Annotated in this window: 21 protein-coding genes; all 21 read right to left on the bottom strand. The window is 40.5% G+C overall.

Going from position 1 to position 22424, the window contains the following annotated elements; genetic code table 11:
- Positions 1-142: 142 nt before the first annotated feature.
- Positions 143-586: a hypothetical protein gene (locus tag ACWPVL_RS07770; protein ID WP_454388069.1), complete on the bottom strand. Its 444-nt coding sequence runs from the start codon at positions 584-586 to the stop codon at positions 143-145.
- A 70-nt stretch (positions 587-656) separates the two neighbouring features.
- Positions 657-5225, bottom strand: coding sequence for a PBECR4 domain-containing protein (locus ACWPVL_RS07765; protein WP_454388067.1), 4569 nt, complete (start codon positions 5223-5225; stop codon positions 657-659).
- On the bottom strand, positions 5216-5479 hold the full coding sequence (locus tag ACWPVL_RS07760; RefSeq protein WP_454388065.1) for a hypothetical protein: 264 nt from the start codon (positions 5477-5479) through the stop codon (positions 5216-5218). The genes ACWPVL_RS07765 and ACWPVL_RS07760 overlap by 10 nt, the downstream gene beginning before the upstream one ends.
- A gap of 20 nt (positions 5480-5499) precedes the next feature.
- Positions 5500-7299, bottom strand: coding sequence for a VirD4-like conjugal transfer protein, CD1115 family (locus tag ACWPVL_RS07755; protein WP_454388063.1), 1800 nt, complete (start codon positions 7297-7299; stop codon positions 5500-5502).
- Positions 7296-7814: a hypothetical protein gene (locus tag ACWPVL_RS07750; protein ID WP_454388061.1), complete on the bottom strand. Its 519-nt coding sequence runs from the start codon at positions 7812-7814 to the stop codon at positions 7296-7298. Before ACWPVL_RS07750 ends, ACWPVL_RS07755 begins: the two co-directional genes overlap by 4 nt.
- Positions 7815-7826: 12 nt before the next feature.
- Positions 7827-8666: a hypothetical protein gene (locus tag ACWPVL_RS07745; RefSeq protein WP_454388059.1), complete on the bottom strand. Its 840-nt coding sequence runs from the start codon at positions 8664-8666 to the stop codon at positions 7827-7829.
- Positions 8620-8892: a type III restriction endonuclease gene (locus ACWPVL_RS07740; RefSeq protein ID WP_454388057.1), complete on the bottom strand. Its 273-nt coding sequence runs from the start codon at positions 8890-8892 to the stop codon at positions 8620-8622. Before ACWPVL_RS07740 ends, ACWPVL_RS07745 begins: the two co-directional genes overlap by 47 nt.
- Positions 8889-9533: a hypothetical protein gene (locus ACWPVL_RS07735; protein WP_454388055.1), complete on the bottom strand. Its 645-nt coding sequence runs from the start codon at positions 9531-9533 to the stop codon at positions 8889-8891. Before ACWPVL_RS07735 ends, ACWPVL_RS07740 begins: the two co-directional genes overlap by 4 nt.
- Before the next feature lie 19 nt (positions 9534-9552).
- Positions 9553-12189: a phage tail tip lysozyme gene (locus tag ACWPVL_RS07730; RefSeq protein WP_454388053.1), complete on the bottom strand. Its 2637-nt coding sequence runs from the start codon at positions 12187-12189 to the stop codon at positions 9553-9555.
- A 25-nt stretch (positions 12190-12214) separates the two neighbouring features.
- Positions 12215-14569, bottom strand: coding sequence for a VirB4-like conjugal transfer ATPase, CD1110 family (locus ACWPVL_RS07725; RefSeq protein WP_454388051.1), 2355 nt, complete (start codon positions 14567-14569; stop codon positions 12215-12217).
- On the bottom strand, positions 14529-14876 hold the full coding sequence (locus ACWPVL_RS07720) for a PrgI family protein (protein WP_454388049.1): 348 nt from the start codon (positions 14874-14876) through the stop codon (positions 14529-14531). Before ACWPVL_RS07720 ends, ACWPVL_RS07725 begins: the two co-directional genes overlap by 41 nt.
- The gene (locus ACWPVL_RS07715; RefSeq protein WP_061909476.1) at positions 14873-15106 is read right to left on the bottom strand and encodes a hypothetical protein; all 234 of its coding nucleotides are present in this window, start codon (positions 15104-15106) and stop codon (positions 14873-14875) included. The genes ACWPVL_RS07720 and ACWPVL_RS07715 overlap by 4 nt, the downstream gene beginning before the upstream one ends.
- A gap of 57 nt (positions 15107-15163) precedes the next feature.
- Positions 15164-16255 carry a hypothetical protein gene (locus tag ACWPVL_RS07710; protein WP_061909477.1) on the bottom strand — a complete coding sequence of 364 codons (1092 nt, stop codon included), beginning with the start codon at positions 16253-16255 and terminating at the stop codon, positions 15164-15166.
- Between the two features lie 41 nt (positions 16256-16296).
- The gene (locus ACWPVL_RS07705; protein ID WP_454388047.1) at positions 16297-17046 is read right to left on the bottom strand and encodes a hypothetical protein; all 750 of its coding nucleotides are present in this window, start codon (positions 17044-17046) and stop codon (positions 16297-16299) included.
- 27 nt (positions 17047-17073) lie between these two features.
- Complete coding sequence (locus ACWPVL_RS07700) at positions 17074-17298, bottom strand: hypothetical protein (RefSeq protein WP_061909479.1); 225 nt, start codon at positions 17296-17298, stop codon at positions 17074-17076.
- Between the two features lie 73 nt (positions 17299-17371).
- On the bottom strand, positions 17372-17872 hold the full coding sequence (locus ACWPVL_RS07695) for a hypothetical protein (RefSeq protein ID WP_454388045.1): 501 nt from the start codon (positions 17870-17872) through the stop codon (positions 17372-17374).
- Positions 17873-17926: 54 nt separating this feature from the next.
- Complete coding sequence (locus tag ACWPVL_RS07690) at positions 17927-20512, bottom strand: LPXTG cell wall anchor domain-containing protein (RefSeq protein ID WP_454388043.1); 2586 nt, start codon at positions 20510-20512, stop codon at positions 17927-17929.
- A 70-nt stretch (positions 20513-20582) separates the two neighbouring features.
- A complete protein-coding gene (locus ACWPVL_RS07685; RefSeq protein WP_454388041.1) occupies positions 20583-21389 on the bottom strand; it encodes an LPXTG cell wall anchor domain-containing protein in 807 nt (268 codons plus the stop codon).
- Positions 21390-21403: 14 nt separating this feature from the next.
- Entirely contained in the window at positions 21404-21712 is a 309-nt protein-coding gene (locus tag ACWPVL_RS07680; RefSeq protein ID WP_454388039.1) for a hypothetical protein, read from the bottom strand.
- Between the two features lie 289 nt (positions 21713-22001).
- Positions 22002-22217, bottom strand: a complete 216-nt coding sequence (locus ACWPVL_RS07675) for a helix-turn-helix transcriptional regulator (RefSeq protein ID WP_454388037.1) — start codon at positions 22215-22217, stop codon at positions 22002-22004.
- A gap of 2 nt (positions 22218-22219) precedes the next feature.
- Positions 22220-22354, bottom strand: coding sequence for a hypothetical protein (locus tag ACWPVL_RS07670; RefSeq protein ID WP_020901883.1), 135 nt, complete (start codon positions 22352-22354; stop codon positions 22220-22222).
- Positions 22355-22424: the final 70 nt, after the last annotated feature.

Here is a 22424-nt window from a genome sequence, read left to right as displayed (position 1 = left end):
AAATGGATATCCATTTGCGATATTAAAAAAGGTCAAAGAAGGTCAACTTTGCAGTTTTCCTTCTTGACTTTTTCAGTTTTGGGGAAATCCCCAAGCCCCTTATCCCTCTCACTTTAAGAGCGAGCACTTTTTAATCAAGCGTTTATTTCTGGCGAAAGCCCTTGAAAAAATTCTTTAAAATAGACTGAGATTGAGTTTCAAATTCTACTGCTTTTTCATCTGCTCCTTGAAGGTCTTTCCGATGAATAGAGAATTTTTCTGCAAGTTTATCTAGCTGTGCAGGGGTGAGCGGCTCAAAGAGTGAATGTCCTATTTGAACTTCCGTTATCATAATTTTTTCAGCAAGAGCTGATTGAAATTCTTGATCAGAAATCGTTTCTAGCAGGCTGACATTTTTCTCATACCATTCTAAAAGCAAAGGTTCCATTTCTGAAAAGTTTTCTAATTCTTCATTCAAGTTCTCTATCAGTTTTTGACGAGTCAGTTCATTTGCTTCAGGAGAAATTCCTTTGATGATATCTCCATCCATAATAGGAACGTAGTCGGATAGAAGAAGAATGAATTGATTTTCTTGTGTTGTATTCATGATTGTTGTCCTCCTTGTGGTAGGGTTGTTTTTAGTTTGACCTTAGGGGATTTGTTTGAATCTCGTTCGGTCATTTCGAGAGCCCCTCTTCTTTTTTTGACTGGGCTTCCTGGTTCATTTCTTGCTTATGCTCTTCTGCAGCCTGCTTACTTTGGTCTTTAAATTTTTGAAGTTTTTGTTCAAAGTGCTGCTTACTTTGTCGTTGTTGGATTAGTCGCAGCTGTTCTAATTCTTGATCCATCCGAACCATTAAACTTTTGGCCTCTTGTTGGACAATATCCAATTGTGCTTCCAAGTCAGCTAAGGTCTCTTTATCCTTTGACCAACCCGCTAGGTAGTCGAAGGAATAATCAGACGTATCAATACCGTAGTAAGAAGCAACGACATAAGCGACACTTTCTGCTTGCAGTTCAGCGTTGCTTCTGGTCAGTTGTTCTCTTTGTGGATTATTAGAATGATGTAATTCTGAATGAGCTATTTCATGGATGAAGGTCTTAATAAGTTGTGACTTATTCATATCATGACTGCGTAAAACAATTTGATGTTCGGCTGGGCTGTAATAACCTTTTGTTTCTCCTGCCATCTCTTCAAACCGTACAGACACATCATTAGTTTTAGCAATACTCATAAGAGCACGATAGAGATTGGCATAATCTAAATCCGTTAACTGTTCTTTCACTTCGGCAGCCTTTGGCATCTCTTTTCCTTCTGTTTGAGAAACATCAAAGGTTGTTGGTTTTAGGCGGAAAGTCATTCCTGTTTCAGGTTTGCCATTCTTATCTAAGATGGGTTGTCCCTGTTGATCTTTCTTTACATAGGTTACTGGAATAATGACACTCAATGCCTTTTCCCCTCGTTTGACATGACGTTCAAATTTTCTCCACGTATTATAAGGAGCAAGGTAAGAGACATCTGGTTTCTGTGCTAAAATCAAACGTAAGTTTCGACTGGAGTATTGATTAAACTGACTCATCTTGGTGAGAAATTCTTTATAATGATCCGAATTTAGATAAGCTTTAATCCCTTCCTTGAGGTGTTGATTAAGGCCTGCAATATCTTTATTTTTAATCAAGTCTGCGACAGCCACACTTCCAGCAGAAAGTTGCATTTCTTCAGGTTCAAGCTCATTTTCTTCTGCTGGTTTAGAGGTGGGCGTTGATCTAAAATCATAAGGATTCGTTCCTTGTTTTAGATCCTCCTCATCTGAAATACCATCACCATCTGAATCCCGTTTAAAAGAAAGTTGCTCCGTTTCCTCTTTGTAAAGGTCTTCCTGATAACGACTAAACTCATCATTTTTTAGAATGTCTTCAAAACGTTTTCCTCCATCTTTCACATACTCTTCATTGATAGACATTTGGTCAAGTTTCCCATCACGCTGACGATAAACTGCAAGAACAATGTTTTCTTTCCCCTTGAGGCTTTCGGATAATTTTTCCTTCATTCGCATCACTGAAGCGGGGATACCGACTCCATCAACATCTCTAATGGCAAGTAATAAATCCTCATCATTTGTTTTAATAGCCTGAGATAAATCAATACGATTGAATTTTTCAACTTCCGATAAATCATTAAACACAAAGGATTGAGACGATAGGATGTCTGGTAATAGCGGAAGAACCATTGATTTATCCTTGATAGCATGGGAAACTTGAATATTGCCATAGTCACCAACTCCCTGTGCAAAATCATAAACCACTTGTCTCATCTCAATACCTTTTGGAGAGATACCAGTTAAATGCGCAAAGTTCTCATCAGAAAACTGGACACTCAATTTACCTAACGTCTCTCCGTCTTTATACAAATATGATATGGTACTTCCTGACAACTCTTTTAAATACCATTGAGCAGTTGCTTGTAAGCCCGGCGCAAATTTATTCAGCCTATTCAATTCTCCATTGGTAATGACATGATAACCTGGCTTTATGGTTGACATTCTCTCCTCTTTAGTGGTAAAATTTAAGTGAGCAATGACAGGAAAATCAGGTTGTGGTTCGTCCACAACGGGCTTCGATGCTGCCCCTGGAGACAAGTCTCCTAAAGAATCGGGATTGCGATGTGAATCGCCCGCATTGCTAGATGGCTCTTGACTTCGGTCAGGAGCTTTTTCTTTTTCAGCTTGAGCGACATTAGTTGTTTCTTCAATTTCGGCAGATGATCTAAGGTAAATTTCTGTGGCTTCTTCGTTAATATCATTAGGAAAAAGGCTTAGGATACTCTGCCCATTCACTTCTACATTTGCTACAGAATCAATTGCCATCAGGGTATCTAACGGTGTTCCTCGGCCAGATTCGGACAACAGAGAAGACAGTTCTCGACGTTGCGAACGCTTCAGTTTTTTATTTACAAATTGGTATAGATCTGAAACATTGTCAAACTCTTTTGAGAGTTTATCAGTAAAAACAGTATAACTGTTAACTGGCTGAGTAACTGTGATGGCTTTCCACGGTTTGACTGAAGGCTCTTCGTTCAGTAGACCTTTTTCTTGAGCGATGGTAATAAAATCCTGAACAGAAAATTGACTCAAGGCTTCTCTGTCAATATCACGGTTTATATAGTGTTCAATGAAGCGATACATCGGATCCGTATTAACTTTCCCAAGGTCAATGAGCAACGATTGATAACGTACGTCATCGTGATAGCTATTGGATTCATTTAAGACCTCTTCAGGACTGTATTTTTGCATGAGACCTATCGTCTCCGCAAATGAGCGTCTATCAAATTTTGTTCGGAACTCTTGCTCCTCTTTTTCTGCCACACGATCAATATTTTTTTCTGAATAACGATAGTCCTCAATAGGAGTATCTGGATTATATCCAAGATTTTCTTCAAGAAATTTTTGGTCAATCCGCTCAATATCAAATCCTAAAGCCACATGATCAACTTTTTGTCCATCCTCAGAAACTAGTCGGTTCATTAAGGCATCTACTTGCTTTGATGGGGATAGCATATCCAATTCCGCATAGTGATTCGCAAATAAATACCCGTCTAGATAGTAAGCTATATCTTCTTGACCATTAGGCAAATAGATATAGTCAGTCTTAACATCTGAAATTCTTGTTTTGAAAAACTCACGAATATGTTCTTTTTGTGTATCTGAAAAAGGTTCCAGAGATTTTTGACTAGCTTCATCAATGTCCTTTTCTTCTGACGAAACTCCAAGTCTTTTCAGATAAGTTGCGGTAATCGCTTGACCTTCTTGATATACCTCTGTCTTTAATGAACTGCTTTGAAGTATTTCTTTCTGGATAGTGGTTAGCACTTGACCTTCTAAGAGTAAAGCCGTCTGGGTCTCTGGTACGAGACGAACGGCTCCTATACCATTATGAACCAAATTCCAGAACCCCTTTGGATGGTCATTCAAAATATCTAACTCTGGTCGCCCCATTACATCGAAGTAGTTCCGAATGGCTCTATGGTCATCTCCTCTCATTCCATAGTCCCAAGAACTAACGAGGCGACCATCTGGAAAGAGGTACTCTGCTGTTTCAATATCCTCTGTATAATGTTGAGCAACTTCCTCAACATATTTATCTAATATTTCTGTACTAAAAAAAGGAGCCTGAAACTCCTTATGACTATTTTCTTCTGCCATTTGTTTTTCGGCCGCTTTTGACGTTTGTAAATACTCATTCCAATCCATCTTGTCTTGACCATTCCCTTTAGGAGGTCTTGCATCGATAACTGGGATTTTCTTCTCCCGTAGTTTGGTAATAAAGTCTGTACCTGCTTTATCGTGATCAACTGCCAGCGTGATGAGATCATCGTATTTGTGATCTTGGAAAAGTGTAGAGGTTTCTGCTGCAACAGATAAGAATCTCGAGGTACGTGTTAGTTCGCTAGACTTGGTATAATCCCTTTCATCCATCGCAATCGCCCCTAGATCCTGTAAAATTTCAAGAACATAGTGGGATAATACTCCCTCTTTCAATCCTTCCATCGCAACCAGTCGAACATCGTTTAATTCGCCCTTATGAAGCTCATAATAGCTCATAAGGTCAATTGGTGCCTCTGTCACAATTAAACGCTCAGGAGAGCCTATAGAAACGTTTAAGCCACTGATAGCCTCTGATTGATACATGATTTGTTTCAAGTAGCCCTTACCTAGATGACGTTCTTGATCAGGAACAAGTCCCTGAAGGCTCGCACCTACCAGTTGCTGATTTCTGTCTAAGTATTTAAAAACTAAGACATCTTCTATAACACCATCTTTATCCTTACGTTTAGCTTGGGCTAATACTCCCTTCTCAAGGAAGAAGTCGATTGTATCATCAGAGAGATCTCTAATCTCCTTGAGATAGGCTCTCGCCTCCACAAATGGTTGTTCGTAAGGCGCTAGTGTATAGTTGAAAGGTTTTCGCTCTTCCTCTACTGGTTTTGCTTCAGGAAAGGAACCTGTCTCTAAGAATACCATAGCATCTTTATAGCTGACATTTTGCATTTGTTGCACGAGATTGATGGTATCACCAAAGAGGTCTTGAGAATACCAATGCCAGGTATTCTTGACCGTATCGATCTTAAATGAGTCATGTTCAGCCCAATAATACTCTCGATGTGACTTTCGCTTCATTTCCATTCCTAGGCTACGAGCTACTTCTAAAATATCCAGCGATTTTGCCTGTGCTTTTGTTAAAACCATCCTGTTTCCTCCTCGACCAATTCCTTGAATAAAAGATAACCTTCAGGAGTTGCATCTAGTTCACTAACAACTAATGGATCTTCCTGATTCGTTGTCACAAAAAGATGAGGAGCTAATTGATAAAAAGTCTCCTCATCTGCCTGTTTAAGTAGTTGCCAAATAGCATAACGTTCTGTAGCTAAATTTTCTGGCTTTAGTGCTAAAACTTGTGAGATACTCTCCAGGTATCCTAATTGTATTTTTGGTGTTTCCATCCTATTTTCCTTTCTATATGTTAGGCCACAAATAACTCTTTTAGTTGCGGAGTCAAATCGTTGGCATATAAAATCAAGCCATCGATATCTGTCCCTTTTCGAGTATATTCGTACCAGTTTTCTTTATCTTCAGGAGAACTTGCAATCTCATCTTTTCGAGGATGATCATAGACACTTGCTTTTTTATCTCTGAAGACATTTTGTTTAGAAATAAAGACCAATCCTTCTTCAACCCCAATTCTTGCGACTTCATCTGGAGTTAGAAGGGGGCGGCCTTGAATTTGTTTATTTTCACTTGAGGATCCGTTCCGATAACTATGCGATTTTGAAGTGGATCGAGTGCGTATAGTCTGCTTACCTGACCTTGTAGAATAGTATTCCATCGTATCCTTGTCATTGGTTCCTAAAAATAGGTGAGTGGCACAGTTATTAAAGATCGTCTTCCAATCACTTTTATAAAGTGATTCTAGCTGATTGACAGCTTGAATGATAATCTTAATAGACATCTCACGACTACGAATCGAAGATAGAACCTGGGCGAAGTTTGGAATACGGCCAATTTGCGCAAACTCATCGAAGATAAACTGAATGTGGCGAAGATTTTTTCTACTGTAGCCAGGTACTTTACCTTGCAAGATATCATCAGCCTTATGTGTGAGAACCTCAAAACCAATCGCAAACAAGATTGAAGAAAGAAAATTAAAGGCGTTATTGGTTTCAGGAATAGCAATAAAAACAGCTGTCTTTTTCGTATTCCAGGTATCCATTTCCATGGTATCTTCACTGATCAAGTTTCGTACATCTTCATGGTCAAAAATAGAATAGCGAGAAGACAAAATGGCAACCACGCTATTTCTTGTTTCGCCTTTAAAGTTTTGGAATAGTTTCCACTGCTTATAAGCATAGTTGTTAGGCTGGTGTTCGTTCAATTCTTCAAACATCTGCTCAACAGGACTTGGGACATCTGGATCCTCTCGATATATATTTCTTAATAGATCCGCAACGTGACCCAAGTTTGGCATATATAACTGGACTCCAGTTTCAGGATCCTTCGAGTCAAAATAGAGATAACCAATCAATGCACGTTGCAGCATTAACTCTGCTTGAACCCAGAAGTCTTCTCCAGTATATTCACTCTTCTTCGTTCCCTCAGTAATCGCTTCAGAGATACGATCAATATCTAGCTCAGACTTCATGTAATGAAAAGGGTTAAACCGATCTGAATTCTTGAGACGAATCAAATCAAAAATTTTAACAGCATAGCCTGCCTTCTCAAGCATCTTCCCAACTTCGTGTACCAGATTTCCTTTGGGATCCGTCACCACAAAATTTGAGTTCATCTGCATTAAATTTGGCAATACAAACGTAAAGGTTTTACCGTCTCCTGGAAGACCGATAACAATCACATTTTTGTTGAGTTGCACATTGTAAGCTAAGCGAAAGTTAAATAACCCCATTTTGACCTGTTTTGAAAAAATCATATTCTTCTCAAAATCAACATCTTCAAAACGTCTCATTTCCTTCAAAGTCGCAAAACGAGCACTACCTTGTTCTTCTCCCTGACGATATAAATTCTTATCCATAGAAGCATAGACAAGCATTGGGAGACCAAATCCAATCAACCCTGCATATAAGGCTCCTGAATCAAAGAAAATACCAAAAGAGAAGCGTTCCCAGTGTTCTAGCAACCAACGAAGTCGCAACATTCCCATGAAAGGTACTGCTGCAGTCGAAAGTTGGTAGTAATGGTAAAAGGACTGGAAAATAACAAATGAAAATAGCCCCACCACCAGGTAGGGCCATATAGGTTTTCTAATCATCGTGTCTTCTCCTTCCCAATCTCCTTCGTAACAACTGGCATCATTCCTTTATAGACCTTATTTGTATTATAGTAATTGATTTTATCTTCAGGAGTCATTTCATGTGGTTTCTTCAGCACCTTTTTCGCAAATTCTTCCAATTTTTCTGGGTTTTTCGTGATGTCTGCCAACATATCTTTGAGAGCCTTTTCTACCAGGGGACGATTTTTTGTTTCAAAGAAGAGATAGGTTGTATCATCTTTTTGATGATAGGTAAAACCTACCTTATACTCTTCCAGGTAATGCTTCAACTTAGCTAAGTGAACTTCACTATTTAATAACTTCTCGACATCTTTTTTTGATTTTGTGGCCATAAAGTCATTAAAACGTGTCTCCCCTTCAAAAGTTCGATTTGCCTCCTTATGTTGTTTCTTGTCATAATGGGCTTTTGCGAGGGCATACAGAGCTTGTATCGTCATCTCCAGGGTAACTTTTCCTTTTAAAGCCAGAGAATGACTGACTTTTTCTTGATCCATGTAAGACCTCCTTTATTTTGGATAATTGGATAGTTCTGGCTTAGCAATAACCTGGAATCCGTAAGGCGCTGAAGGTTCTTCCTTCACAGTAACTACCAAGCGTTTCTGACTTCTGTTCTCACCGTCTTTCACGGCCACTACATAGGTTAGCTGATAAGTTGCTTCATCAACAATCAAGCTAGATTCCAAAATCACAGACTGCAGTTGGCCTGCTTGTCTATCTATCGTTAATTGAGGAGCTACGAAATCAGCCATTTTCCCTTTATCAGAGTAAAGGGCTGGCAAAAAGTAACGTGAAAAGGCATCTAGTTCCCCTGTTTTTGAATGAATGGTTTTTAGATTTGAAAGTTCCTTGGATACGGCCGAGAGTTGCTTTTCTTGATGGTAAACTAGCGTAAATGATAAACCAGCAAGTGTCAGACTTCCTACTAGACCAAACAACACCAGAACTCTTCCTAAATACACCCAAAAAGAGCGTTTAGAAGAGGTTGGAGGTTTGGGAGTTTCATGTTTCAAGGAAGGAACTTCTACTTTTCCTTCAGGAATCTGTGCTCCACGTTTTGTTTTAGCCTGGCGCTTAAAGAGTGAGGTTTTTGATTCTTTTACTGTAGCCTCCTTGTTATTCAACATACCAGGTTTCAGGAAGAGGCTATCTGCGATCCCTTCAAACGGCAAATAGATTTCTTCTTGGTACACCACTACATTCTTTTTATCCAGTTCCTCTACCAATAAAACGGCCTCTGCCTCCTGGTGTTTAACCTTAGCATTTTCTCGCTCCAGCGCTTGATACACAAGGTCCCGATTTTTATACGTTGTGGTCATGTTTTGTGTCAGATTGGTTAAACGGTACATCTTTTTCAGCTCCTTTCAATTTTCCTTCAGCAAGAGCTGTTTCAATATCAGCCCAGGTTAAATTATGTTTGGCCAAGTAGTTTGATCGTTCCTCATGCTTGGCCAGAATGATTTGAGTTTCTAGCTGCTGCAGCTTCTCTTCTTCCCTCTTGGCCTTGGTCATATAGTCAGCTAAGCGGTCTTCCGCTTTCTGTTTTTGTTTTTCCAAAGTTTCTAATTTTGTCATTGTTCCTTTTTCCCTTCTGTACTTTGTGTTTGGTTAGTGATTGGTTTGTTTAATGATGGAATACTCGCCTTTTCGCTGGCGTTCAAGCTGTCCACAATCAAAATGGGGTCAATATGATTTACCAGGTATTTCCCATCTTGCTTGCTGAAGCGAATCCGTATGGTTCTTGAAGATCCTACGTTTGTTTGGGCGTTAGTATAATCATACTTCTTCTGTAACTGTGTCTGAGTGTATCTCACTTGAGCTAGGACAACATTATTTTCTTGATCGATGTAGATGGTAGAAGACTTCATCTGTGTATCCACTACATAGCCCTTATAGGTTTGTACCGTTGGTTCTTCTTCAGAGTTCACTTCCTGATTGTAAGCAGCTTCTGTCATATAGGGCAAATAGCGATTTCTATTTTCTCCAAGATCCTGCTTATTGAAGTAAGCCGTCAAAAATTCCTTTACATATTCTTGCGTTAGTTCGCTTCCCTCTGCTTTGGTTTCTTGTTGCGTAGTTTCAGCTTCCTGTTTAGCTTTATTTTGCGCTGAGGTTGCTGCTCCAATCCAGAATACGAGTCCTAGAACTAACACAACTCCTATAAGGATCCCTCCTATTTTAAGGAGTTTCAATTTCTCCATATCTATCATTTTCATGATTTACCTTCTTTCTTTTTTAATTCGGTGTCGCAAATGTATAGTAGTAAGCTGGATAGAGAACACGAAAATGGACCTTATCCTGTACACCTTGGATATTACATTCCGAAACTAGGAATGAACCGTCTGGGTTCACAGCTTCCACAATCGCAACATGCCCGTATCCCCCTGGTGTCCCACCAAATCCACCTAGAACTGATACAACGGCTCCTTTCGTTGGAGACGTACTATATCGCCATCCTTTTGCGACTAGGTTTGTTACCCAATCCTGACCATTGCCAAGGTAACCATAAGTTCCTGATAAGTCCGTAATCGTTCCTAGTTCAACTAAACGGTTATAGGCATACCAAGTACATTGACCAACTGGGTAGCCACTTCCTTGTTGTGTAGTCATAGAAGCCTGTGTAGGGGGGTGATCCACTTTCGACTGATACTCTGCAGGGAAATTCCAGGAAGACGCTAACGCTCCACCTCCTCGAACTTGTTGTGTAAGAAATGCATGGATTTGTTTAGCCTTGTTTTGGCGCTCTAGGACCTTGTCTCCAGAATTTCCTTCCCAGTTGACCAAAAAACGCTCTGTAAGTGTTGCTACGTCTTCTGTGCTAGTCAGAATTGATGTCAATTCAGTGACATAATAGGGACTATCTCCCTCCAACATAAACTCCAGCTGCAGTTCCAGATCATACCACTTTTTATCCTTGCTTTTAGCGTAATTCAATAATAGAGTGTGTCTAGTGGAACCATCTGCTGTATCTGTCCACTGACCTAATCCTAAACCTCGATGAAGAATATTTGGATATCTTCCATCATAAATGGCAGGTCCTCCTATAGCCAACCAAGACTCATCATCCCAGGAGGAAGAATCAGCCCCTACTGGCGGGCTAAGATAATCTCCTTCAGCACGTTTAGGATTGATATTACTTTCAGTTGCAAAGTTCCCAAGCATGGCTGCCAAACCATTATCTGTTAGCCTTGGTACCTTTTGCTTCAAGTAGTCTCTTATCGCTCGTGATTTTTGTCCTAAATCACCATCAAGTGTAGTAATGACTGAGGTTGTCTGATTGTAGGTGACAGATTGAAAGTAAAATCCTGGATTGACTGATGTCCACTTTTCTTTCTTATCCTTTGACTCTTTTTCCTCCAATTTTTGATACTGAATGACCTGGTAACCATTTGACGTTACCTTCCCAACCTCGTCTCCAGCTTTAACCTGATCACCATCAGAAACACGGATATTTCCTACATCTTCATAAGTAAAGATGGCTTTACCTGTTTTGATTGATACAGTCGTATCATCTGTCACACTGACTTTACCCTCAAGAGGAGCTCTTATAGCTTGCCCTGTTGAAGCTTTTAGTTGTGTTTTCTCATAGATTTCACTCTTAGAGGTATAACCAAACCGCTTCAGGATAACTAGAGGAGCTTGATAAGAAGGGTCATCCTCCTGGTAAAAGGGGTTAGCTAATTCTTGATAAGAAGGGTATCGACCAACCTCTTTAGTCAACTCCTCTAGCTCTTTATACTCTTCTAACTCGCTATCACTCAACTTAGCCCACTTGAGGTCTGACGAGGAGCCATATAAATCAGCCATCTTTTTCAAATTATGAGGATCATCATTCAAATGATTCCAAAGATCATTCAAGGCATCCGAATAGTGATTGAAACCTAATGTCCCAGCCCATTCTCCACCAGTTCCCTCATTCCAATTACTTTCTGGTTTCCACTCACTGCCGTAGCGATAGTTCATGAAAAAGATCATATCATCGATGTTTGTCCAATAGTCTACCTTATCATTGGACTTCTCTCGATCTCGTTTACTGATCTGAAGCCAGGACTTATTCAGGTCAAATTCATTTTGTTGGACAGGACCACCGCCTCCAAATATGCCCATAAATATCCCTAAAACAGCAAAGATGAGGAACATCAAGAAATAGGATTTAACTGCTAATGGATTGGATAGGATGGAACGCAGGGGCTTTGTCGCAACCTTCGAAACCTTTCCTGTCCCTCTTGATACCTTCCCAAATTTTGAACGAGCTAGACGTTTTCTAGCCTGTTTCATCTTTTTGCTGAGTTTTCCTTCCCAGGAGAACTCTTTTGGTGTTCGAGTATACCCTCGCCCTCTGATGAAATTATAGCTTCTATTGAGCTGTCCATAGCTGTGCTTGATTGAATACTTGGATAACTTTCCTACAGCATTTAACGCTCTTTTAGAGGTGTTTACCTGGTACTTAAATTGACGAATGTTTTGCCTAGCCTGAATCCAGTCTCCAAGAATCTCATTATCTCTGACTGTCTTCTCAACGTCGTGTCTCACTTTCATTCGGGCACTTTGTTTTGCACGTTTCTTCAGGCGGTTAGGGATATAACTGTCATCAACCTTTTTAGCTCGTTTATAGAGCGTTGTGGCAATTTGTTTTTCCAACTTTGCTCGATCACGTTGTTGCTTAAAGAAAAGACCTCTAGCTGTTGCTTGAGGTCCTTTGTGTAATTTATAATCTTTGTTCGCTAAGCGATAATTCTTCTTAGCTTCTTTAAATGCAACTTTTGAGTCTAAACGTGCTTCTTTAGGAGCTTTTTTATTATTGAGGGATGATCCTTCTTTGATTCTCCTCTTACGCTCCTGGTTTAATTGTTTGGGATCACTTTCAAACAAAAGAAATCACCTCTCTTTCTATTTTTTAACTATCTGTCGCTACCAATTGATACAGTTTGGTATCTTTAGGGATAGGATTTTCAAATGGAACAATCGTATCTCCAGCCACGATCAAACCAGTACCTTTTGCTTTTGGTCGCAAAACAAATCGCTCCAGTGAAGGTGTAAGAGGAATTACCTGCTCCAGGGCTTCTAGGTCTGTCCGCTTCAGCTTCAGGAGGGCTAGAAACTCACAGTTTGCGACTAGCTTTCTACCTTCCTCTGTAGATAAAACAGTCTCTGGGTTCTGGGTAATCCCTGTTGGAATAGCCCCGTACTTACGAATACGTGAGTATAGCTCTGTAAAGAAGGTTGCTTGCAGTTTATTTTTGAAGTATAGCTGCAACTCATCAAAGTACAACCATGTAATAGCTTTTCCTTGATTATTGACTACCTGATTCCAGATGAAGTCCTGAATCACCAGGAGGGCAAATGGCTTCAATTTACCACTCAACTGCTTGAGATTGAAGATAATAAAGCGACTATTCATATTGACATTTGTAGGATGTGCGAAAATATCATTTGATCCAACCGTATAAGGTTCAGCCTTCAGCGCCAACTCCTTGGCCACATCTTCAGGTTGTCGTTCTAAAACTGATTGCCAATCCTTAAATGTTGGTTTTTCAAATTCCTCATAGGTCTTTCTCGTTACACGGTCAATCATCGCAAATTCATCGTCTGATACCTCAGAGAATATATTTTCAAACAAGGTTGATAAGAGGTTTGATTTTTGGCCAATCGGGTCACTATCTTCTGCCTGCAGTTTATCCTTATCAGGAAGATCCAACAAGTTAAAGTGATGTTGCGTTCCAGGAGCGATTGTGATAATTTCTGCACCCAATTCTCGGCCAATACCAGTGTACTCATCTTCAGCATCGACGATAATAATATTATCTTCAGGGTAACGTAGAGTTGTAGGAATTATCTCTCCACCTTTAGCAAGAACAGACTTTCCTGATCCTGAAGTCCCAAAGATACAACCTGAACCTGTGTTCAAGTCTTTCTTGCGGTCAACTGTGATAGCGTTCTTAGATAGCTGATTCTGGCCATAATAAATTGCACGTGGACTGTTAGATCGAAGATCTACGTTGGTAAATGGGACTTGTGTGGCCAAGTTACTGGTAGTCATATCTCTCATAAAACGGCGCTTTACGTTGATAAATGGAATTCCAATCGGTAGAATCGTATTCAAGGATTCTTCCTGGTACAAGTAACACTTATCCAGTTCTACCGTATTCTTACGGACAGATCGTTGAACCTGCTCAGTGTAGATATTCAACTCCTCCAGACTGTCAGCCATGAAGAAAATCGTCATCACACCTGAAAACATTTTTTGGTCATTGTCCTGGAGTTCTTCAGTCCATTTCTCTGTTTCACGAGATGTCTCCACAGCCTTCCCACCAACAGCAAGGTCACTTCCATAACCTTCTTTTGCTGCAGCCTTCTGACTTTTGATCATTTCCCTACGTACACTTGACTTAACTGTCTTGATTTTCTTCAGGGCATCTGCAGTATCATAGGGCTTCGCATGCAGACTGATAGCCAGTTCAATTCCTGTATCCAGGATATTCTTAATCAGTTTGTCATTCAAGAAGGTAGGATATTGTCTAACATACATCACCCTTGCGAAACAATCATCAATTTTCATGTGATCTTTTTCAAACCTCAGATAGTTCGGAGCTACAAAGTCCCTGGTGGATAATCCAGAAATAGCGATGTCTTCATAGTTAAAATCAATAAAACCTTCTCGTCTCAAGAGTTTTCGGAAGATAAGAAGACGATCTAATCCCTCTAACTCCTTAAAGGAGATTCCTAAGCCACTGTACTGACTTTCAATAACGCTGGCTGTATCATCGAGGATTCTTCTAGCTTGATGATCCTGGTCTGTTTGGGTTGTAATCGTAAGATATTTTTCTACCTTGAAGGTATTTTGTTCCTGAGAGAACCGATCATTGATCATCGCATTGTATTCTTTACGATAATCGTCATATCCATCTCCAACCAAACCATAGCGGATAGAAGATAAGCTATTGCTTTCTACCCTACGATTCAGGATCAATAGCTGCATATCATTATCAATATCCAGCGAGTTAAAAATATCAGCATTTGTCTCAATGATATCAATTCGCTCATCATCTGTTGCAGTAATATAGCTTGTATCACCTAGGCGATAGGTCTTTGAAAATTGATCATTTGTAATTTTCATAAGTCCATCAGGTGTCAGCCATTGATAATTAAGGCTGTTCTGTGTAGAGGCCGTCATGGTACGTCTCAAACGTTTGGCTCGTTCCCGTTCCTCCTTAGAGAGTTTCGGGGTTTTCTTTCGGCCGAATAAATTCATTTCTTGTGTATTCCTTTCTGTTATAATCTGTCTGATAAGATCGTTCCTGCTTGGTTAACAAGAAACGGATATTATCTTTAATTTTCTCATCGAAATAACACCCGAAAATAACAAAAGGCGCTAATAACAAAATATCAACGCCATAAAGAATAGTATCGGGTGCCTTCAGCCAATAGAGGATGGTAGTGACAACTACTGTCAATGCGATACCAAATAGTAGCACTAACTGTCTCAGTGTCATATACCCTAAAACTGGCCTTTCGTAGCTATCTAAAGCCTTTAAAAATTCACTGCCTAAACGTGTCATGCCTTCTCTCCCTGTTCATCTTTACTAGGATGGTATGGACCATAGAAGGTGTCAACAATACCAGCTGACCGTAGAGCAGACTGCATGGCGGAGCGAGCCAACTCTGAAGCTGCAATACCTCTTACTTTTAATTCCCACAACTCTTCCTCTTTTTCCTTAATCAAATTATCCATCCACTCATTATCTTCAATGAGTTCATCTCGTCTTGTCTTGAGTTCTTCTAAATTCATGTTTTATCCTTTCCATCAAAAAAACAGTCCTTGATTTAGAACTGTTTGATTAGGTTACTATTTATTGAAAAGCCGTTGCCAGAAAGAGCGACTACGCAAGGACTTGGTCTCTTCTTGAGCAGCATCTCTTTCTTCACGTAAATGTCGCGACTGTTCTGTTAGCTGTTGACGTTCTGTTCGGAGCTGTGCCTTTTCTTGCTTCAGGAGTTCATTATCCTTCTCCAACTTTTTGTAATATTCTTCCTTTTCGCAGTAGTGGCGTAATCGGATTTCTGCTTGCTTGATTTCTTCTCGCAGTTGATTAACCCTAGCGTCTTTTTGACTGAAGCAAGCTTCCAACCGCTTAATCTCTGCCTCAAGTTCCTGGCATTGTTCTTCATACGTTTTCAATGTGTGGTACTTCCTTTCATTGTCATCTAAAAAGACAAAAGCTTCTAGGTGGTATTTATCAAAGGTTCCGTAAAGCTTATAATTTCTCTCCTGGTAAACCTCCCGAACTCTCTCCGCAATACCTCTGATTTGTTCGGATGAGACAAATTCTTCAGGAACATAAATCTTAGTGGACTCAGGAAATTGGGCTTTTGCCTCCAGCAAAGGCACTCCTCTTTGGGCTAGTTTGATCCGTTTCACAGGCTCTGGACGCTTTGTTTTGTAAAATTCAATGCCTAACTGACCATTTAAGCGGTAGTATTCTGAATAGGGATAGGTCTCATCAATCTCAATCCATAACTTTAAAATGACAAAGTCCTCATCTTCAAAAACCACTCGCTTCATGGGATAGATGGCTTTAGGAAAAATAAAGGCGGTACGCTCGCCATAGCCAATCTGAAACTTTTTGATTGATTTGAAAGCCTCGATAAAGGCATTAAGTTCTGACGAATACTCAAAACTGCCTTCCGTTCCTTTTAGCGGACTTTCTTCACCTGGATAGTAACTAAAGTATGGTTGACCTACATAGCGACCATCTTTTTTCTGGCTACTTCTTGGATTAACCTTGAGACCCGTTTCCAAATCAAAAAGAGTCGCCTGTTCTTTTGGTGTCGTGATAATTTGTGCTCGCCCCTTTAGAGCGAGTGCTTGAAAAGCATTCACAATCTCTTCTTCTCCGGATTCTTTCCGCCATACTGCATAAAACTTTGAAACAGCCATACCATCCCTCCTTCAGCATTCTCTCTTCATTATACCATATCCTAGTTCACCTGCATGATATTCTTGGCCATGCGTTGACTGCCAAATAGCATTATGATGTAAATAATTCCCTTTGCGATGGCAACTAAGGCACTTGTCCAAGCTCCAGTCTTATCAACCGTCAACAGGTCGTTAGTTACAATGGCTGGATAAAGCATGATAATAACCACTAAAATTAATCCCTGAAGGACAGCAGCAACATAGAGCTTAAAGAAACCGAGGCAGATCGGGCGTAAGCTATCCACCATGTAACAAGCGACAATAATTTTAGCGATTCCCTTATACGTGTAAAGCGTAAATGATCGTAACAAAATCAACAACTTAGTCGAGATCTGACCAACGAAATCGACAACATTATAAATAAACTGTAGCATTGACTTAGCCATCCAGTTCAAATTTGTCCAACTGAACTCAGCATCATTTTTTATCTCTTTAATTCCCAAACTAGCAATAGATTTGATAATGACATTGAACAACCAAGACAAGGCATCAAAAATCGCATCCACATAGAGGATAAAAAAGAGAGCAATGGCATACTTGAGGATTTCTTCAATCCAAAGCTGAAAAGACAACTCGCCTCCGTTGCTTTTAAGATGCTGGTGCCAGTTCATGAGGTTGATCCCCATAAAAAGGAGAAGAAGCAAAAGCGCTACCTTCTCCATTGAACCCGAAACAGTTTCCATCAATTCATAGGCTGTCGCATTATAGTCTTGCAGACTCATGGTTAGTTGATCAAGTGTGGATTGGTTCATAAAACCACCTCCTTTTTCTTCCTCATACTAGCTAAGAGATTGAAGACCTGTTGCCAAAGCGGTAAAGAGGGCTTTTAGGACGGCACCAAGAAGAGCTCCTAGGATCAAACTTTGAATTCCTTTATCTTTCTTATCATCCAATTCACGTTTGATTCCGACAGCTAAGTCCCAGGCTCCCCAAGCGGCCCATCCAATACCGATAATCCCACCGATATTTCCAATTTTGTTAATAAAATCTACAACTGCATCCATTCTTTTTTCTCACTTTCTTTTATAAAAAAAGGTACTAAGAAAGATTCCTAGTACCTACTTTGTTTATTTAATACTATTTTTCATCCTCTGGACGAAAGGTTAGAGAGAGGGCTGTAATCACAGCCAAGACAACGATGATGGTCGTTTCCCACCAGTAATAGATTGGAACCCCGTGAGGGAAAACAAAATCTGTCATCAGGTTATTAAACCATTCTGGAGCAGGAATATTCTGCCTAGTTAGGAAAACATATCCCTGTAATCCAAAACCTATAGCGAAGAAAGATACAGTCTTAAACACAAACCATCCAATTGCTGTCGCAATCAAGCTCTTAATCAGATTAAAGATAAAGAGGAGGAACATGAGTGGAGTCGCAACCATCAAAACAGCAGCTCTCACAATTACACTCGGTAGGTTCTTTACTCCTGACCAGATGGCTTTCCCTAGCCAACGCAGGCCTTTTTTCCACTTCTTCTCTTCTTCAGGTTTGGTGACTTCTGATTTTGTTTTAGTTGGGGTATAGTATCTGTATCCACTTCTAGTCACATGTGCATCCATTTTCGTGTCCTTTCTCATCTCTCTTCCCCCTCTTTTTTATGGCTTCATTATACCATAAAGCCGAAGGGAAAACTAGTCTTCTTTGCGTTTGCGAACTCCTGCAAGACCAAGCCCTGCAAGAATGAAGCTACCTAGAACCGCTAAGCTACTACCAGCTTCACCTGTTGAAGGAAGCATGCTTGCTGGTTTAACTGGTGTAGTTGGTGTTACTGGCGTTGGTGTTGTCGTCATCTTGTAATAGTGTACGTCAACTTCCACAGGTTTAGGAGCTTCTGGGGCATCAGGAGCTGCCACTGTGACTTTTTCAACCGCTACAGTAGGTGGAACTGGTTTTTCACCTGCTCTAGGAGCTCCAACGGTTGCTTTCTTCACCGCTACAGTGATTGGTTTTGGTGCTTGAGGTGCTTCAGGAACTGCCACATCTGTTTTAGTAACTTCCAAACTTGGTTTCTTTGGTTCTTTTGGAACTTCAGATGCCACACCAAAGATACCTGCTACAATGGATGTATTGATGTAACCTGGTAAATAATGACTACCGCTGAAGGTCACTTTTCGAGCCGTATCAAAGTTGAACTGTACACCATTTGAATCAATGACCCCACCTGAGGCTTGAGAGACATCTCCAGCGCCAGCTGAATAGCTGTTGCCTGCTTGTTGGATATTACGTCCCTTAACTAATTTTGAACCGTCAAGACCATTCATACTAACGGTTTGATTATTATCAATATCATTAAAGGTAACCGTTGACACTTCTTTACTAGTTGACACTTCATAATCATACGACTTAACAGCTGCAAGGATAGCACCAGTTGCGCCGATGTTTCCACCAGTTGCGCCTTCACCAGCACCAGCAGATACTGTACCGTGTGTTGTCGCAAAGACACCCCAAGCAATACCACCGTCTTTAGCTCCCCAAACAGCTAGATAAGTATTTTCCGCTGTCCATGCATTGATGTTAGAAATTTTGAGTGTTACATCACCATTAGTGGTGTTTTTGATAATAACAGTACCTGAACCATTGATTTTGAAAAGATTATCAAAGTTAGCATCCGTATTTTGGTTACGGTCTAATGACTGAATGGCATCCGCCGCTGCTGTCTTAAGATTTCCCCAAGATACCGCTGGTTCATTTCCTGTCATTTTTTGAGCTGTACCAGCTTCAACTGTCGTATTTCCAGCCCATTTGATCCCTGATTGTGTTCCTTTGCCTGCTTGATAATCTGCAAGTTCCTTCAAGTATGCTTCCAATTTTGCTTTGGCATCATTAGTAGACTTATCTTCTTTACCAACTGCATCCGCAACTACTTTTTTATATTTTGCAATATTTTCTTTAATCGCTTTTACAAGGGCATCGCCTTCCAATCCTGCCACTGGCGCATAGGTAGGACTTGTGGTTTCAGTTTTTGTCGCAATAGCAACACCATTCTTTTTAGCCAAATCTACAACTTGATTTTGACGACCGTTAGCCAATTCTAAATCAGCCACTCCTGCCGATTTGGCATCTTTGTGTTCTGTATTGGCTTGAGTGTAAGCTTTTTGATTCGCCTGATAAAGAGCTAAATCACGTTTCAAGTCTTCAACTGATTTATTTTGAAGAGCGATACCTGCTTCAATAGCTTCTTTGTACAAGGTTACATTTTCAGCCATCGCTTTACGAAGAGCATCACCTGTTAGACCTTTCGTCTCTTTGTAGTTGGGGGTTTTGTCCGTAGTGGTTCCTGTTACCAGTAAGCCTGCTTTCTTGGCTTGTTCCATGAGTTGGTCCACTTCTTTGGTTGAAGCAGATAGGCTAGATTGTCCATCTTTGACAGCTTTTTCACGATTTGCGCTTGTTTCCTCATAAGCTTTTCGATTAGTTTTATAAAGCGCAATGGATTTCTTCAAGTCATCCACTGACTTAGTCTGAATCGTCAAGCCGAGTTCAACGGCTTCACGGTAGAGGTCAAGGTTCTCAGCCATTGCTTTACGAAGGGCATCACCTGTTAAACCTTTCGTCTCTTTGTAGTTGGGGGTTTTGTCCGTAGTGGTTTCTGTTACCAGTAAGCCTGCTTTTTTGGCTTGTTCCATGAGTTGGTCCACTTCTTTGGTTGAAGCAGATAGGCTAGATTGTCCATCTTTGACAGCTTTTTCACGGTTTGCGCTTGTTTCCTCATAGGCTTTTTGATTCGCCTCTTGTTTAGCTTGTGCTTCTTTTACTGCCTGATCCTGTTTATTCAGGTCAGTTAGAACCTCAGAAGTTTTTTCAGAAGCGTTTCCGTCATTGATAACGACTTCTTTTGTATCACCTTCTTTAACAGCAACCCCCGCCTCTTTAGCAGAAGAAACACTATCTTTTAAAGTTGCTTGTGCACCATCTACCGCTTTTACTGCTTGCTCTTGTGTGGCATTAGCTGGAACAGCTGTTGGAATGTCACTTTTCACTTCTGATTGTACTTGAACTGGTGTGTTTTCAGGAGTAGCGACTTTAGGGGCTGCCGGCGCAACCAGTTCTGTAGCTGGTTGTACTGGAGTAGCGGTTGTCTCATCAGCTGAAACAGTGGCTGCCCCCATCAAAACTGTAGCAGCTGCTAGAGCAATACCATATTTAGCCAATAGGGCTGAGTATGTTCCTGTTTTGAATTTACGGATTGAGAAAATTTGTTTTGTTTCTTGATTCATGTGAATCTCCTTCATTTTTTTATCTAGTTTAATGACGTTTCGGTCATCAGTAGTTTTTCTTTTTTTTTGATTAAGCTTGTTTTTTACGGAAAACGTATCCTGCAACAGTTAATAGTGCTGCACCAAGGAATGACAAGAGAGACTGCGCTTCCCCAGTATGTGGCAAGGTGGCTTTTTTACCGTCTGCCTTTGTGACTGAAATCGTTTTGTCTGCATTGGTAACAGCCCCTACAGCTTCAGGAGTGACTAAAGAACCGTCACTTAGCTTCACTAGACCATTTTCAGTACTGACAATTTTAACGCCTGTGTTGGTTTGAATGGGTGCTTCTGACGAAACATTTTGAACGACTTGACCAGTAACACTGGAAGTTGTATCAACTTGTGACTTCCCTTGTTGGTTCGCTTGATCAGTCGTTTTTGGCTGTTCATCTGGAACACCATCTAGGCTTCCTGCGTTATCTTTAGCTTGCGCCTTATCTGAAGGCGCTGGTTTATCAGCTGGCACTCCGTCAAGACTTCCTGCGTTGTCTTTGTCTTGTGGTTTATCTGATGGTGTTGGAACACCATCTAGGCTTCCTGCATTATCCTTGTCTTGCGCCTTATCTGAAGGTGCTGGTTTATCAGCTGGCACTCCGTCAAGACTTCCTGCGTTATCCTTGTCTGAGGGAGCTGTTGGATCAACTGGAGTAACTGAAGGAGCCGTTGTTTGATCTGCAGTTCCTTCAGTCTGTGTTGTAGTTGGCTTAGTTGGAGAAACGATTTCTGTCGTTGGTGCTGAAGAATCAATTGGTGCAAGTTCGTCTGCCGATACAAAGCCAGCTTGTGAAAGTGCGAGAGTTGAAAGTACTAGTGCAGCTAATACTTGGTTCTTGTTCATTTTGATTTCCCTTTCTAATTTTTAGTATTCTTAGGCAGATAGCCTTTTCCTGTCAAACGAAGTTCCACTCCCGATGGACTTCTGACTTTCCTAGCCACTAAGTGGCTTCCTTTTTTGATAGTGCGAATTTGATCATAAACCTTATTATAAGGCAAATGAAATTCAACATCCCTTAGAACACCGTCTACGTATCCTCTAGCCTGTTTGACTGCATAGTCTGGCTTCAGGATAAGGTCTGTTCCGTCCTCTAAGCGAGCTGTCGCACCTCCTTGTTTTCCTAAGTTTTTTAAGTCCCTTAAGCGGACAGTTGTTTCATCTATCATAGATTTCTCCTTGAAGTTGAAAGGCGAAATAACGCCGTGCTGTGTAAAAACGTATTTTTACATCGGTATTTCATGCGCTGGGTTTATAGTCTAGGAACCCTTACTCCTTCAGCTTATGATCTTTATCATGCTTTTTCGTTCAGTGGCTGGACTAGATATCATTTTCTAGTTTGCTGCTCGCCCCCGTTTCTTTTTTATCCATAGCCACGCTGTATCAGGGCAAGCCTTGTATTCAGTTTTCAAAGGTCTGTAGTTTAATGACTTCTCGGTCAAAATGGATTTAACTGGACTACGTTTTGTCCGCTTCTGATCCTAACAGGTAGTCAATGGTTACCCCGAAATATTCTGCCACATTTTTAGCATTCTCCAGACTTATCTGACTATATCCTGTCTCCCAGTTCGATATGGTGTTGCGAAACACCCCTATCTGATCAGCCAAGGTTTGTTGTGACAACCTGGCTTTTTTTCGTAATTCTCTGATACGATTTTGTGTTTGTTTCCTCACATCTACTTGTCTCCTTCATTATTTGGACTTGATAATATTTCATCATCCATCAGAGGAGCATTCTTCAGCTCCAGCATGACAAGCCCTATTCCATAAGCTAAGATCAATAATAAAGCCATTGTAACTAGTTTAAACATTACTATCCTCCTGATATTGTTCCTTATTTTATCCGATAGGTTATCTTCTTCACCCATCGAGGATTGATAG

It is taken from the genome of Streptococcus sp. Marseille-Q8145 (assembly GCF_965112035.1).
This window is presented reverse-complemented; position numbering and strand designations above follow the sequence as displayed.

Excerpts from the sequence above, each read along its gene's own strand:
- ACWPVL_RS07690 (WP_454388043.1), bottom strand. The coding sequence starts at position 20,512 with ATGAATCAAGAAACAAAACAAATTTTCTCAATCCGTAAATTCAAAACA.
- ACWPVL_RS07680 (WP_454388039.1), bottom strand. The coding sequence starts at position 21,712 with ATGATAGATGAAACAACTGTCCGCTTAAGGGACTTAAAAAACTTAGGA.
- ACWPVL_RS07670 (WP_020901883.1), bottom strand. The coding sequence starts at position 22,354 with ATGTTTAAACTAGTTACAATGGCTTTATTATTGATCTTAGCTTATGGA.
- ACWPVL_RS07745 (WP_454388059.1), bottom strand. The coding sequence starts at position 8,666 with ATGTACCGTTTAACCAATCTGACACAAAACATGACCACAACGTATAAA.
- ACWPVL_RS07685 (WP_454388041.1), bottom strand. The coding sequence starts at position 21,389 with ATGAACAAGAACCAAGTATTAGCTGCACTAGTACTTTCAACTCTCGCA.
- ACWPVL_RS07770 (WP_454388069.1), bottom strand. The coding sequence starts at position 586 with ATGAATACAACACAAGAAAATCAATTCATTCTTCTTCTATCCGACTAC.
- ACWPVL_RS07755 (WP_454388063.1), bottom strand. The coding sequence starts at position 7,299 with ATGATTAGAAAACCTATATGGCCCTACCTGGTGGTGGGGCTATTTTCA.
- ACWPVL_RS07710 (WP_061909477.1), bottom strand. The coding sequence starts at position 16,255 with ATGGCTGTTTCAAAGTTTTATGCAGTATGGCGGAAAGAATCCGGAGAA.
- ACWPVL_RS07715 (WP_061909476.1), bottom strand. The coding sequence starts at position 15,106 with ATGAATTTAGAAGAACTCAAGACAAGACGAGATGAACTCATTGAAGAT.
- ACWPVL_RS07765 (WP_454388067.1), bottom strand. The coding sequence starts at position 5,225 with ATGGTTTTAACAAAAGCACAGGCAAAATCGCTGGATATTTTAGAAGTA.
- ACWPVL_RS07700 (WP_061909479.1), bottom strand. The coding sequence starts at position 17,298 with ATGGATGCAGTTGTAGATTTTATTAACAAAATTGGAAATATCGGTGGG.
- ACWPVL_RS07750 (WP_454388061.1), bottom strand. The coding sequence starts at position 7,814 with ATGGATCAAGAAAAAGTCAGTCATTCTCTGGCTTTAAAAGGAAAAGTT.
- ACWPVL_RS07695 (WP_454388045.1), bottom strand. The coding sequence starts at position 17,872 with ATGAGAAAGGACACGAAAATGGATGCACATGTGACTAGAAGTGGATAC.
- ACWPVL_RS07735 (WP_454388055.1), bottom strand. The coding sequence starts at position 9,533 with ATGAAAATGATAGATATGGAGAAATTGAAACTCCTTAAAATAGGAGGG.
- ACWPVL_RS07740 (WP_454388057.1), bottom strand. The coding sequence starts at position 8,892 with ATGACAAAATTAGAAACTTTGGAAAAACAAAAACAGAAAGCGGAAGAC.
- ACWPVL_RS07705 (WP_454388047.1), bottom strand. The coding sequence starts at position 17,046 with ATGAACCAATCCACACTTGATCAACTAACCATGAGTCTGCAAGACTAT.
- ACWPVL_RS07720 (WP_454388049.1), bottom strand. The coding sequence starts at position 14,876 with ATGACACGTTTAGGCAGTGAATTTTTAAAGGCTTTAGATAGCTACGAA.
- ACWPVL_RS07760 (WP_454388065.1), bottom strand. The coding sequence starts at position 5,479 with ATGGAAACACCAAAAATACAATTAGGATACCTGGAGAGTATCTCACAA.
- ACWPVL_RS07725 (WP_454388051.1), bottom strand. The coding sequence starts at position 14,569 with ATGAATTTATTCGGCCGAAAGAAAACCCCGAAACTCTCTAAGGAGGAA.